Genomic DNA, 12,289 nt, shown 5'->3' on the forward strand with positions numbered 1-12,289 from the left:
CCAAGGAGAGTTTCTATGAACGACAAGCCGAACCATAAGCCCGACGTCGATCCGCCGCCGCGCAACGAAGTCACCATCATCGTCAACGGCCGCCGCAAGGTGGTGAAGAAGGGCCAGCTTTCTTTTGAGGAGGTGCTCCGACTGGGGCTGGGCGACGTGCCCACAGGCGAGAACTGGGTCTTCACCGTGACCTACACGAAGGGGCCGAAGCAGAACCCGAAAGGCACCCTGACCGCCGGTCAGAAGGTGAAAGTCGACGATGGGATGATCTTCAATGTCACAGCGACTGATAAGTCGTAGCCCCGATCTCCAGCGGCTGCGGGACGAGGGGTATGACGTCCAAGTCCGTGGCGGCTATCTGGTCCTGAACGACGTCCCCTATGTCGATTCCGCCCGCCAGGTCCGGCGCGGGGCGCTCGTGTCGTCCCTGGCATTGGCCGGGGACGTCACGGCCCGTCCGGACGATCATGTGGCGCATTTCGCCGGCGCTCACCCGTGCAACGCGGACGGCTCGGAACTCGTCAAGATCAAGCTCGGGCCGCAGATTCACAGGGTGGATGCAGACCTGCAAACGAGCCACTCGTTCTCCAGCAAGCCGCCCAATGGCTACATCGACTACCACCACAAGATGACCACCTACTGCGCCATCATCGAAAGTCAGGCGCAGCTCATCGACCCGACCGCGTCCGCGCAAACGTATCCTGTCGTCGAACCGGACGCGGACGATGCGAGCGCGGTGTTCAAATATCTCGACACGGCGTCAAGCCGCGCCGGCATCAACGCGGCGAGTCATAGGCTTGAACTCTCTCGTGTGGCGATCGTCGGCGTCGGCGGCACCGGCAGTTACATCCTCGATCTGGTGGCGAAGACGCCCGTCAAGGAAATCCACCTCTTCGACGGTGATGTGCTGTCGCAGCACAACGCGTTTCGTGCGCCAGGCGCCGTGCCCATCGAAGCGCTGCGCCAGCGTCCGAAGAAGGCCGACTATTTCGCGGAACTCTATGGTGCCATGCGGAGCGGCCTTGTGGCCCACGCCGCCTACGTCGATGCGGACAACGTCGCCGAACTTACGTCAATGGACTTCGTGTTCCTGTCGCTCGACGCGAGCGACGACAAGCGAGCGATCATAGAGGCGCTGGAAGCGGCGCAGGTTCCGTTCATCGATGTCGGCATGGGCCTGGAGTTGGTCGGCGATCAACTGCTGGGCCAGCTTCGCGTGACGGCAAGCGTCGAAGGGCAGCGAGATCACGTTCGGGAGAAGTTTCGCATCCCGTTGTCAAAGGGGAACGCGGAGAACGAATACGATCGAAACATCCAGATCGCCGACCTGAATGCGCTCAACGCCGCTCTGGCGGTCGTACGGTGGAAGAAGCACTTCGGATTCTACCTGAACGAGGGCAAAGAGCATCACACCATCTACGCCACGATCGACAACGAGCTGATCAACGAGGACTGCACGTGAGCGCCGTATCACTGCTTCGCCACGAGTTCGTGGAGTTCATTCCGGAGACGATCGAACGAGGCACGCTCTATGTGTCGATGCCGTATGCGACGGCCGTGCATAGCTGCTGCTGCGGGTGCGGGCGCGAGGTGGTGACGCCGTTCAGTCCCACCGACTGGCGTCTCACGTTCGACGGCGAGACCGTGTCACTCGCACCGTCCATCGGCAACTGGAGCTTTGAATGCCAGTCTCATTACTGGATTGAACGCGGCAGGATCCGGTGGTCGACGCAGTGGACGCCGGAGGAGATCGCCGCTGGTCGTCTGCGCGATCAAGCGGCGAAGGCACAGCACTACGGCACCATCGATACCGGTGTGGATCGCCCGGCTGCGGGTCCGGCCAAGACGTCGTGGTGGAAGTCGATCGCGGATTGGTTCTTCGGTCGCGGCGAAGCCTGAGAGGCGCACGTGGGAAACAAGGAATGGCCGGACGACTGGAAGGTGGGAAACGGTCCTGCCTACACCACGCTCGGATGCCTCTTCGCGCCGCTCCTTGGCATCGGACTTGGACTCATGATCCGGTGGGCTTGGCCGCACGTCGTGGGCCTGTGGAGTGGCTAGGCCCAGGGCGCAATTCGAGCGCTGAAGGGGCGGCTCGGCGCTCCATCAATCATGAGCTTCAGATAGAAGTTCTGGTTCGGCAGGTTGATGAGGTCGAGCACGTTGAAGGTCGGCTGAAACTCCTTCGCCATCACATCGGCGTCCTCCGGCCCCACGCGAAACGAGATGGTGGTGCCGACGTTGCCCAGCACGGCGTGACGAACCTCCGTATCGAGCTGGTGGAGATGCTGGTGCGCGAGCGTAAGGCCAACGCCATATTTTCGCAGTTCCGCGAGCATGTTTACGAACGAGAGCGTCGTGAAGCTCTGGAACTCGTCGATGTAGAGGAAGAAGGGGCGGCGGGTGTCTGATGGTGAGTCGGCGCGGCTGAGCGCCGCAAGCCCGATGGTGGAGGCGATAAGCCCGCCCAAGAGCGCCGCGCCGTCCTCGCCCAGCCGGCCCTTGGCAAGGTTCACCACGAGCGCGCCTCCCTCGTCCATGATCGTGCGGAAGCTGACTGGCTGCTCGGGCGCGACCAGGACGCGGTAAAGGCGGGGGTCGGTGAGGAGCGCTCCCAGCTTGTTCTGGATCGGAGCGACCGCTTCGGCCTTGAGGCGGTCGGGGTATTTGGCGAACTCGTGGGTCCAGAATCGGCGCACCACGCCGTTCCGAATGTCCTTCGTCACCTGCTTGCGAAATGCCTCATCCCAATAGAGGCGGAGAATGTCGGGGAGCGTTGAGCCGTCGCGCTCCAGAAGCGCGAACAGGCTGTTCCTCAGAACGTGCTCCATGCGTACGCCCCACGCGTCGGGCCAGAGCTTGCGAAGCGCGTCGAGGAAGCCGCTTGCGGCCAATGGGATGCGGTCGTCACGGATGCGACGGAGTGGATTGTACCCAAACGGCTGCGAGAGATCGGCGGCGTCAAGGTAGGTCAGCCGCTCGCCGCGGGTGGGACGGGGGGCGTCACGCACCCGCTCAGCCAGGTCTCCATGCGGGTCGATGAGGGCAAAGCCTCGGCCTTCCCAGATGTCTTGAACCGCAAGCGCCTCCAGGAGCGTCGATTTGCCCACGCCCGTTTTGCCGAGGACGTAGACGTGAGACAGGCGATCGGTCTGTCGGATGCCGAAGCGCTGATAGCGGCGATGGAAGGTGGTGTCGCCCAGGTATGAGACGGTGTGCTCGTCCATGCCCACACGATGGCGCATACGCTGGGAGATGACACGGGGCCACCTCCGGCGGTGCTACTCGTCCTTGGGAAGACCGCGTAGCGATCCCGCGACCACGCGCGCGATTGCCGCGCGGCGGTCCTTGGCCTCATCCGCTCCGACGACCGTTCTCGACACCTTCACCTTGTAGCCCCGCACCACGCTCGTCTCGTCGTCCGGGGTCCCGAAGGCGTCGAGCGCGCCTGGAATCTCCTCGGGCGTAAAGAAATCGATGCAGGCGAGCTGCTCGGGCGACAACCGGTCCTTCGCGGCGCTCTCGATAGCCTTTAAGCGCTTGGCATCGGCGGCAATGGCGAAGACGCGCGTGAAGCGGCCTTGGCTGCATTTCGCAAGGTTCTGGGCTTCGTATGCGGGCTTTGAGGTGACGGAAATCTCGCACGCGATCGAAAGGTCGCCCTTATAGAGGGCGACGTCGATCTGGCCGCCCTCAACTGGTTCCTCGATCACGGCCCGGAACCCCCGCTCCTCGGCCAGGCCCTTCACGAGGTGCTGCACGTAGCGGTGCTGCGACCCGCCCTTGCCGAGTTCCTGAGCTTCGAGGGTCGGCCGTGGCGCGGGAGCTTTCGGCTCGGATGGCTCGGGTGCGTGTCGCTCTTCCGGCGGGTCTCGCCGGATGGGCACGTCGTTTGCAGTCGTGGTGGGATCGGGCGCGGGCGTTGGCGGATCGGGAGCCCTCGCGGACGCAAGATCGAAGCCCAGCACGTCGTCGAGCGTGCCGCAGTATCGCTCGCGGTTCGCGTCGAGCACCTCCTCCAGCGCTTCCTCGGTGAGAAGGGGCTGGCGCTCCAGGAAGCCGAGCGGAACCGACAGCCGGATGGCCTGCGGCGTGGTCTGTTTGAGCCAGACGGCGAACTCGCTACGCCCATGCCGGCGCTTCATGCTCTCGATGAAGTCGGCCGTGGTGTGCAGCTCGTCGGCGAGCGCGCGCGCGTCTTTGGCGGAAACGCCGCCGACGCATTTGAGGCTCGTGTTCGAATGGATGGCTGAGCGAAGCCGTGGCGTAAGCTGGTCGAGCGTCTGGTGCGCGAGGGTGAGCCCGACGCGGTATTTTCGGGCTTGATTGAGAATGGTCTCAATCGAGTCGTCGAAATACTCCTGAGCCTCGTCGATGTAGACGAAGGTAGGCGTGCGATCCTCGGCAGGGATGGTGGAGCGCTCAAGCGCTGCCTGCGCCAGCATGGCGATGAAGAAGCGCCCGAGGAGCGAGCTGCCATCGGACTTCAGGAGATCCTTGGCGGTCGAGACGAGGATGATCTTGCCCTCGTTCATGGCCTCGAACAGGTCGAGCTTGTTTTCCGTCTGCGCGAACATGCGTTCGAAGGCGGGGGTTGAGAGCACGCCCCACAGCCGCTTCAGAATCTGCTTCCTCGTGGCGGCGAACGAGGGATGGAAAAACTCCGACTCGAAGAAGTAGCGGGCTGAGCCTTCCAGCTTCTCCATATGTGGCTTGAAGGGCCTTCCGTCCTCCATGAGGCGCATGAGGGTGTGGATGGTGGCGCCTGGGATCGTGAGCATGAGGCGCGCCAGATACCGGAAGATCACCCCCTGCTTCTGGGTTAGCTCCGCGCCCAGCATCGCGCCGAAGAACACCTCGTAGAGCTCGATCACGCCGTTCAGGACGCGCTCGCGGTCTATGGGCCGATATGCGCGAAGCCTGTCCAGGTGCGCGTCGAACAGATTGAGCGCGGCCGGAAATTCGATGTCGGCAGGGTCAATCAGCACGAGCCGATCGGCGAGGCTTTCCGGCACGTTTGGATCAAACAACGCAAGACGCACCAGCTTGTTGATCAGGTCGCCTTGGCTGTCGATCACGATAACGGAGCGGCGCTCGCGTTGGGCAACTGCGAGGTCCGCATGGATCATCCGCTGCATGAGCTGCGTTTTGCCGTGCCCGGTGCCGCCGACGATGTGACAGTGCTCGAACCGAGCTTCCTCGGGGATGTGGAAAGGCACCGGCAACTCAAGCACGTCGAGCAGTGGCGTGCCGCCGAGGTAGAGGCGGGCGAGGTCGGAGGGGCTCTTGCCCTTCTGGTCCTGCGGGCGGAGGAGCCGATCTGCGCGCGCGTAGATGTCGTCGTCCGGCCGGAAACCCGACGCCACGAGCATTTTCGTCGCAAGATGGTCCCGCAGTCGCAGAAACAGGCCGAGCCGTATCGTTTCATCGTCGTACGGAAAGAGCACGAGCTGGTGAATGGCCTCAGCCGGCTGATCCAGGAGCTCGACGAGCGGGACGCCAAAGGCGTCCTCGGCCTCGCGCCACTCTCCGAAGGCGGTCTCCGGGAGGGCACGGAAGAGGGTCTCGTAGGCGTCAAGGAAACGCGCCCGCGCGATGCCGCTCATCTGGTCGAAGTTGGCCGCCCAGCGCTTTCGGCGCACCATCATCTGGCGGAAGTTCGACGCCACTTCGACGTCGGCATCAATCGCGGTCCAGACCGCTTCGGCCGGCTCTATGTCTTCATGCAGGAGTAGGGTCTCTGTGGCGTTCGCAAGCTCGACGATTATTGGGAGCGCCGGGATGCGATCCACCCGCCGCATCAAGTCGCGCATGTAGTCGAGGGTTAGGTCGTTCAATCCGCTTGCCAGCGGTGACGCCTTCCAGAGACGCTCGGTTTCAGCCCAAGCCTCGCGGGTCTCATTGAGCTCCCGGTCGCGGCCGCTCCCGGAAAGCCAATTAGAGAGGTTGCCCCAGCTCACTACGCAGACAGGTCCACGACCTCCTCACCGCCAAACTGCGACGCGGCGGCGAGCACCTGGGCGAAGGTCTTGCCCGCTTCCTTGAGCTGGTCCTCCACGGCGAGCATCTCGATGATGTCCTTGCACTCGATCTTCTTGCCGCCCGTGAGGTCTTTGACCGTGACGTTGATGGTCATGGCCTTGTATGCGAAGCGGGAGGCCACGCCGAGAAGGCCGCTTCCTCGTTCGGTGAGGGTGTGGCTAGCGTAGAGCTCGGTGTCGCCAAGCTTGTACTTCTCGATAGCGGCTCTCTCGTCGGCGCTTATGTCGGCACGGACATTGAGGACAAAGACCGGCTTGGAGCCGATCAGAGCGGAGCGCTGCTCGCGTCGGAGTAGAAGCTTCAAGCGACTTCATCCTTCTCACGCCCAGGCCATCCAGACCAACGGACCTCGTCATCGAGCTGATCGGTGAGGCCGCGTCCATATCTGACGATAGCCATTGGCGCGTCTTGCTCCCAAGCTGCGCCAACGGTGCCGTGACAGGCCGCATAAGCGCCATAGAAAGTGCGAATCGCGCTCGCCGGTACTGGGGTGTGATCGGAGCGAGGCCGGTGATGAATGAATAAGCCGTATCGCCGAAGGCATAGCTGTGGATAGAGTTCCGTATGCTCAATAAGTTTGTGCCACAAGAGGTCGATGTTTCGGCTAATGACCGCCACCGGCGACGAAACTACTCTTGTTAGTACGAAAAACTTATCCAACTCAGCTGCTGCTTCTTCTGGCCGCTGCCCTCCCGCTGCCAAAAACGCCTCAACAGCCCAAGGGGCTTCACGGTAAAGCGGAACGCCTTCTCTCATCAGCTCGACCCCCACGCGTCGCTTCTAAACATGTCTCTTGCCCGCTTCCACTCACGTCCAAGCTTGACGCATAGGTAAAGCATAATTAGGCCAAACCCGATCTCGGCGTAGGGTATATGTATCAGTGACAAGAGGCCGGCCCCTTCATGGGGCTCTATTCCAAGTACAACCTTGAAAATTAATCCTAGCGCCTGAAGTATAGTGGTCAAAAGCAGCACGTGAGAGAGTTCAGTGATATGGTTATCTAGCCAGTGCTCTGTAGCTTCAGCGTAGTAATAAATGCCCAACCTAGAATGTTCTCGAGAGGCATGCTTAAAGCCGCCGACCAGCCCAGAATATTGCAGATCAGTGTGTTCTGCTCCAATCGTACTCACCAACTCCTTGATGTGCCTGAATGGTCGGAATCGCCAAAAAATTGACGGGATGAGCAAGCAAGCGATTGCGATCGCGGCCAGGACTACAATCGAGATAAATCCGTCGGCGAACCCGGCTAGCACATTCAATCTCCGACCAGAACCTCAGGTTCTCTTTTTGGCAACGCGGCCAATGCCAGAGTGACAATCAGGGATGCCGCCACGGTCCCCACCGGAGCCCAGGTATAGAATTCCGGTTGACCCCAGAAACGCCCGCTGATCATCACCCCTCCGACCGCAAGCGCCGCTACGATCGGCGCAAAGCCCATCTTAAGCTGGCCGCCATTTGGTCGCGCCAGGCACAAAAGCACCGGGCCGACCAAGGACATCTGCGCAACTACAACTGCGTACACCAAGTCGAACAAAGAGACATTGCCTAACATCACCAGCCCAAGGACGGCCGCTGCGCCGCCCATGGCAAGCACCAGCACTAGCCCTCTACCGACGGCCAAAATCTTTCGGTCATCGGCGTTGGCTGGCCTGTCGCCGCCCAATGCCAGAAGGCGCTTGACGGTTTTCGGGAATAGGAGATCCCACGTGGTCGCTTGCGCGGCGGCCAGAGCGTAGCCGTCTATCGTGGACAGCATGGAGGCTGCAAAAGCACCCACGAGGAGGAGCGCTATTGCTGGTTCGCCACCAATGGCCACCACGAACTGATTGAGGATGTTCGTGTCAGTCACTTCGCCGACGGCCCCACCAATAGAAGAGAGGCCAACTCCGATCACCGTGCCGATCACACCCGGAAAAAGGAAAACAGCGACAGCCGAAGCCCAGATGGCAACGCCACGTTTTTCCGACGGCGTTGCAGACAGGTTTTGCCACACCGACATATCCACTATCTGCCAGAAAAGACTAAAAGTCAGATTAGCCGCCAAAGCCACTCCACCAAGAAGTCCAATCGCTGTCAAAAGATCGACAGGCTTGGCGGCTTGGAAAATCGACCCGCTGGCTGGAGGCAGGGCAAAAATATAGTATGCGGCCCCGCAAAGGATAACTATCTTGAATATGTTTTGCGCCGCGTTAATAATTGCATTACCGCGAAGTCCGCCGGTGCCGGTATAGAGGCTTGATATGAGCACGAGGGCAAGCGGTGTTGCTAGGTAGATGGTCGCGTTCTGTCCCACGAAATTCTGTATTACGGTCGCCCCGACAACCGCTTCCCAGCCAATCAGGATCGCGAACCCCAAGACTGACGCAAACGCTGCTACTTTCATTGCTCCGACGCCAAATCTACTGCCTATGACGCCATGCATGGTGCCCTGGTCGAGGAGGCCTCGAAACTTTCTCGAGAAGTATCCCAACAAAACAAAGCTAGAGCACCACACCAGTTGAATTAGTAATGCCCACCAGCCTATCAGATAACCAAGCCAGGCCTGATAAAGCAAGCCATTCAGAGAAAAGGAGCTGGATAATATTAGGGATAGAGAGAGCCTCCAAGATATCTTCTGATCGCCCCAGAAAAACCCTTGGATGGTCGGTTTAGAAGAACCGATCATCCAGCTAAGGACCAAACAGGCACCCATCACAAGCGTGAAGGCCATCAAGAGGCTAGTAGCGTTCACAGTTTCCCCCATGTGAGAAATACTACCACGCTTCCCGACGCCTTCGGTGTCGGTTCATGCCCTAGGGCTGGTTCGACGGTGCATCGAAAGACGCCTCCTGACAAGCCACTGGTCCCTCTGGAGCGCCGCGCGCACTGAGTGCCCCCATTATCCGAGGTATGATCTGGCGCGGTGCCTCGTCCGGATCTCATCGATCCTTGGAGTCGAGTTTTTTGGCTCTCTAAGCCGAGCGCACGCCTTGATGGTCGTAAAGGCGGGCTCCCTCCTTACAGGGTATGGTCTTGCGAGACCGCGTCAGTCGCCTTGGCAAACGCTGCTGCCGGCTCCAGTGCCATGGCCCGCGCCAGCACATAGAACTCAACCACGTCCACCCGCCGCACCCCACGCTCAATGAGTGAGATAACCGGCTGCTGGCTGCCCACGCGGCGCGCCAGTTCCGCCTGGGTGAGACCGGCCGTCTTTCGGGCCTCAATCAGCACCCGCAGCACCGACGCGTAGGCGTCGGAGTGGACGGTCTTCGGCATGTGCTGGCCCTACATCGCAACCAGCCCTTCCCGTATATTCGAACTTCAGATATATGATCTTCGAATAATTGGGCGCTTGGGAGGGCGTGATGCGGGTTGGGGTAGCGATACTGGCGAGCGTGTGTCTGGCTGGATGTGCCGGGGGCGGGTTAGGGTTCGGCGGGGCACAGCCCCCACAGGCAATTGCGCTTGAGACCTTCGCGTACGAGGCGGCGGCGAGTCGCTACGTGCGGGTATCGGTCGACGAGGTGATCATGGCCGGGCAGCCCGGCTTCATCCCAAGCGACCCCAACTGGCTCCAGATCCGGATGACGGTCTCAAACGTCGGCGCGCGCACCGTGAGCCTCACGCGGGTCCAGGAACAGATCGAGGGCGGCATCGTGCTTGATGCCGCGCAGGGAGCGGCCGAGCTCATCAAACCGCCCAACCTCGTTCGCGAAGGTCTCCTCACAGCGGGTGTGGGCACGGCCGGCATGGTGGCGGGGATGTTCCTGTTTCCGCCGGCCGCCATCATCGGCGGGGCGCTCGTCGCCTTCCGGCCTCTGTTTGAAGGCGATCGTATGGGCCGCATGGCCGAGCGCCTTTCGCGCGAGAGCCTAAGGGTAGGGCCCATCGCGCCCGGCACCGCGACCCAAGGCTGGGTCTTCGTGCCGGCCGTCCGCGGGCAGACCGGCCTCATCGTCTTCTACGAGGTTGGCGGCTCTGCCGAGTCCCTTGCCATCCCGCGCACCCAGCCCTAACCGAGAAGGATCCGCACCATGGGCAAGAGCCTCGGCATAACCGCCTTCGTCCTGCTTCTCATCTCGCTCCCCATCCCGGTCCTCGGGAACTACCTGAGCCTCCTCGCCGTCCTCATCCTTGCGGGCGCTGCCTGGGCCGGGGAGCGCCAGTGGGTGGTGATCGTCGATCTTCTGGCCTGGGTGAAGATGTTCCTCCTCTCACCGACCTGGCACCTCATGATGTTCGGCGGCGGCTACATGAAGAGCGTCAACCGCGACGTTTCCTCGCTCGGCACCGTTGACTCCGAGAGCCGCGCCCTCATCGAGGGCAGCACCAACGCCATGAGCGGCATGAACACCGTGACGCTCCTTGTGACTGTCGCGATCCTCGCTACCCCGATCGCCATCATGCTGTTGAAGAAGCGCGCGGCGACAGCCGCGACGGCCCCCTCCGATGCGTAAGGCGCTCCTCGGCTTGCTCGTCGCTGGAGCCGCTTCAGCCACCCAAGCCCAAGTCTTCCCCGGACCGTATCCGAAAACGGCTGTTAGCGCGGGTGGCCGGCTCACGTGGTACGTGGGCGAATTCGACATTCGCGGCCGCAAGTTCGGCGAACTGGACGCAATCTGCCAAAGCGTGCCGGTGCCCCAGGTCTCCGGGTGGCGCGCACCGACGATGGCGGAACTCCACACGCTGTTTCAACCGGTCGAGCGCACAAACAGCGTGGCTCGCTGGATCGAGCTCTACAGCTGGGATGAGACGAGCCTCGTGCCGAGCGTGCCGCCATTTCTTTATGGCGCGCGCAGCCACCCGCAGGTGAGCCTGATCTCGCGGGACGTGCAGAACTACAACGGCGGGCTCACCGACCTGCGGCGGGTCGAGCGGGGGAAGATGTACATCCTGCACTGGTACAATCGCTGGACGCACCCGTTTTGGACCCGCCAGCAAACCATCCGGCATAACCCCGCCGACTTCACCCTGGGATCAAGCTATAGACTGCTCTGCGTGTCGAAGCGTGCGCGCTAGGGGGCCGCGTCAGCAAGCACCCTGTGACTCTGGCGCGCACTTTGGTTACCGCTTGGCGGTCACGCGGCCCCTGTACTAGCTTCCCGGTTGTGGGAGTGAGGGGGCGATCTCGCAAGGCGAGAGCGAGCGGACATGGCGAACAAGCAAGCTGGCTGTGCGGGATGGATCGTGGCCGGGATACTCGGCCTTGTCGCGCTCAGCCAATGCATCGGGGACGACCCTGCCCCGCCTGACGAAGGCGACTCGCTCGCGCTCGCGCAAAACACGCCCGCAACAGACGAACCTGAGCGGGCGCGTGAGTTCCTCTACGTGAGAGCTGAGACGCTGAACTGCCGTGCGTCCCCAGATGTAAACAGCGCACCGGTCGCGCGTATCGGCGATCGGCAGTTGGTTGGCGTTGTTCGGGAAGAGAACGGGTGGGCGAAAGTCAGCGAGCCGTCGTGCTGGGTTCGTCGCGATTTCTTGGGCGCAAGTCCGCGTGAACGTCCCTCCGCTCGGCCCCAAACATTCTATGGCGGCGGCGAGTCCCAGCGGGCTAGCCGGTCAGCATATTACGCGAACTGCTCGGCCGCCCGCGCCGCAGGAGCGGCCCCCGTCTACGCGGGCGATCCTGGCTATGCGCGTCGCCTGGATCGCGACGGGGACGGCGTCGGGTGCGAGTAGCGTGCTGGGGGTTCGAGCGAGGTCGTCCACAGACCGCTGATTTGTGATCTCGATGCGCTCTGGACGCATGGCGATTCGCTCTCCAGCCTCGCGTAGGCTCGGAGACGTACATGCCGAAACGCCTGTCGGATCGCCAGCGGGAGTGCATCACGCTCTTTGCGCGCGGGATGATGGCTAAGGAGATCGGCCGGCACCTGGGCATCCAGACGAAGACGGTCCAGGACCACATCGCCGAAGCGTACGAGCGCCTCGGTGTGAACACGCGATGGGCGGCGGCGCAGGCGCTCGGTATTGAGCCCGGTCAGGATCGGACCCCGATACCGTCTCTCGGCTCGGATGCGCTTTCTGAACCCGTCGGCGGGGCCTCTCAGGTTCCGGAGACGGGCACGGGGACGCGCACCCTTTACGATCTCTACGTGGGGCTCGGGAAGTGGCGCGCACCTCCGCGAGGAGCAGTGGGGCGCATCCTTCGCATTCTCCTGTTCGCGTTCCTGATCGCGGTGCTCTTCGGGAGCATCATCGCGGTTGGATCGCTCGTCTTCCGGACCGTGGACGTCCTGCACGACGTGACCCGATCGTGAGGACC

Annotated in this window: 13 protein-coding genes; 8 read left to right on the forward strand and 5 right to left on the reverse strand. The window is 62.1% G+C overall.

The window, feature by feature from the left end:
- The first annotated feature begins 15 nt into the window (after positions 1 to 15).
- The 3 genes from VGN45_RS04745 to VGN45_RS04755 are packed head-to-tail and all read left to right on the forward strand — an operon-like array spanning position 16 to position 1,899.
- The gene (locus tag VGN45_RS04745; RefSeq protein ID WP_327459892.1) at positions 16 to 300 is read left to right on the forward strand and encodes a multiubiquitin domain-containing protein; all 285 of its coding nucleotides are present in this window, start codon (positions 16 to 18) and stop codon (positions 298 to 300) included.
- Complete coding sequence (locus VGN45_RS04750; RefSeq protein ID WP_327459894.1) at positions 275 to 1,462, forward strand: ThiF family adenylyltransferase; 1,188 nt, start codon at positions 275 to 277, stop codon at positions 1,460 to 1,462. The genes VGN45_RS04745 and VGN45_RS04750 overlap by 26 nt, the downstream gene beginning before the upstream one ends.
- Positions 1,459 to 1,899: a DUF6527 family protein gene (locus VGN45_RS04755; RefSeq protein ID WP_327459896.1), complete on the forward strand. Its 441-nt coding sequence runs from the start codon at positions 1,459 to 1,461 to the stop codon at positions 1,897 to 1,899. The genes VGN45_RS04750 and VGN45_RS04755 overlap by 4 nt, the downstream gene beginning before the upstream one ends.
- 158 nt (positions 1,900 to 2,057) lie before the next feature.
- Here the strand turns inward: VGN45_RS04755 and VGN45_RS04760 are convergent, their stop codons facing one another.
- The 5 genes from VGN45_RS04760 to VGN45_RS04780 all read right to left on the reverse strand — a co-directional run bounded on the left by VGN45_RS04760 (position 2,058) and on the right by VGN45_RS04780 (position 9,297).
- Positions 2,058 to 3,227 carry a type IV secretory system conjugative DNA transfer family protein gene (locus VGN45_RS04760; RefSeq protein WP_327459898.1) on the reverse strand — a complete coding sequence of 390 codons (1,170 nt, stop codon included), beginning with the start codon at positions 3,225 to 3,227 and terminating at the stop codon, positions 2,058 to 2,060.
- A gap of 54 nt (positions 3,228 to 3,281) precedes the next feature.
- Complete coding sequence (locus VGN45_RS04765) at positions 3,282 to 5,960, reverse strand: type IV secretory system conjugative DNA transfer family protein (RefSeq protein WP_327459900.1); 2,679 nt, start codon at positions 5,958 to 5,960, stop codon at positions 3,282 to 3,284.
- A complete protein-coding gene (locus VGN45_RS04770; RefSeq protein ID WP_327459902.1) occupies positions 5,960 to 6,346 on the reverse strand; it encodes a hypothetical protein in 387 nt (128 codons plus the stop codon). The genes VGN45_RS04765 and VGN45_RS04770 overlap by 1 nt, the downstream gene beginning before the upstream one ends.
- Before the next feature lie 951 nt (positions 6,347 to 7,297).
- Complete coding sequence (locus VGN45_RS04775) at positions 7,298 to 8,752, reverse strand: hypothetical protein (protein WP_327459904.1); 1,455 nt, start codon at positions 8,750 to 8,752, stop codon at positions 7,298 to 7,300.
- Positions 8,753 to 9,039: 287 nt separating this feature from the next.
- Positions 9,040 to 9,297 (reverse strand): helix-turn-helix transcriptional regulator, encoded by a 258-nt coding sequence (locus VGN45_RS04780; RefSeq protein WP_327459906.1) that lies wholly within the window; start codon positions 9,295 to 9,297, stop codon positions 9,040 to 9,042.
- A gap of 254 nt (positions 9,298 to 9,551) precedes the next feature.
- On the opposite strand from VGN45_RS04780, the gene VGN45_RS04785 reads away from it, so the two are divergent.
- The 5 genes from VGN45_RS04785 (at position 9,552) to VGN45_RS04800 (ending at position 12,284) form a co-directional block, all read left to right on the forward strand.
- The gene (locus VGN45_RS04785; RefSeq protein WP_327459908.1) at positions 9,552 to 10,037 is read left to right on the forward strand and encodes a hypothetical protein; all 486 of its coding nucleotides are present in this window, start codon (positions 9,552 to 9,554) and stop codon (positions 10,035 to 10,037) included.
- An 18-nt stretch (positions 10,038 to 10,055) separates the two neighbouring features.
- Complete coding sequence (locus tag VGN45_RS04790) at positions 10,056 to 10,478, forward strand: hypothetical protein (RefSeq protein ID WP_327459910.1); 423 nt, start codon at positions 10,056 to 10,058, stop codon at positions 10,476 to 10,478.
- 112 nt (positions 10,479 to 10,590) lie between these two features.
- Positions 10,591 to 11,040, forward strand: coding sequence for a hypothetical protein (locus tag VGN45_RS04795; RefSeq protein ID WP_327459912.1), 450 nt, complete (start codon positions 10,591 to 10,593; stop codon positions 11,038 to 11,040).
- A gap of 132 nt (positions 11,041 to 11,172) precedes the next feature.
- Positions 11,173 to 11,703 (forward strand): excalibur calcium-binding domain-containing protein, encoded by a 531-nt coding sequence (locus tag VGN45_RS14635; RefSeq protein ID WP_349256088.1) that lies wholly within the window; start codon positions 11,173 to 11,175, stop codon positions 11,701 to 11,703.
- Positions 11,704 to 11,813: 110 nt separating this feature from the next.
- Complete coding sequence (locus VGN45_RS04800; protein WP_327459914.1) at positions 11,814 to 12,284, forward strand: helix-turn-helix transcriptional regulator; 471 nt, start codon at positions 11,814 to 11,816, stop codon at positions 12,282 to 12,284.
- Positions 12,285 to 12,289: the final 5 nt, after the last annotated feature.

Source organism: Brevundimonas sp., from assembly GCF_035999125.1.
In the GTDB taxonomy this organism is placed as follows: Bacteria; Pseudomonadota; Alphaproteobacteria; order Caulobacterales; family Caulobacteraceae; genus Brevundimonas.

Bases quoted from the DNA above. Each gene is read 5' to 3' on its own strand.
- VGN45_RS04745 (WP_327459892.1), top strand. From the start codon at position 16: ATGAACGACAAGCCGAACCATAAGCCCGACGTCGATCCGCCGCCGCGC.
- VGN45_RS04750 (WP_327459894.1), top strand. From the start codon at position 275: ATGTCACAGCGACTGATAAGTCGTAGCCCCGATCTCCAGCGGCTGCGG.
- VGN45_RS04760 (WP_327459898.1), bottom strand. From the start codon at position 3,227: ATGGACGAGCACACCGTCTCATACCTGGGCGACACCACCTTCCATCGC.
- VGN45_RS04775 (WP_327459904.1), bottom strand. From the start codon at position 8,752: ATGGCCTTCACGCTTGTGATGGGTGCCTGTTTGGTCCTTAGCTGGATG.
- VGN45_RS04780 (WP_327459906.1), bottom strand. From the start codon at position 9,297: ATGCCGAAGACCGTCCACTCCGACGCCTACGCGTCGGTGCTGCGGGTG.
- VGN45_RS04785 (WP_327459908.1), top strand. From the start codon at position 9,552: ATGGCCGGGCAGCCCGGCTTCATCCCAAGCGACCCCAACTGGCTCCAG.
- VGN45_RS04790 (WP_327459910.1), top strand. From the start codon at position 10,056: ATGGGCAAGAGCCTCGGCATAACCGCCTTCGTCCTGCTTCTCATCTCG.
- VGN45_RS14635 (WP_349256088.1), top strand. From the start codon at position 11,173: ATGGCGAACAAGCAAGCTGGCTGTGCGGGATGGATCGTGGCCGGGATA.
- VGN45_RS04800 (WP_327459914.1), top strand. From the start codon at position 11,814: ATGCCGAAACGCCTGTCGGATCGCCAGCGGGAGTGCATCACGCTCTTT.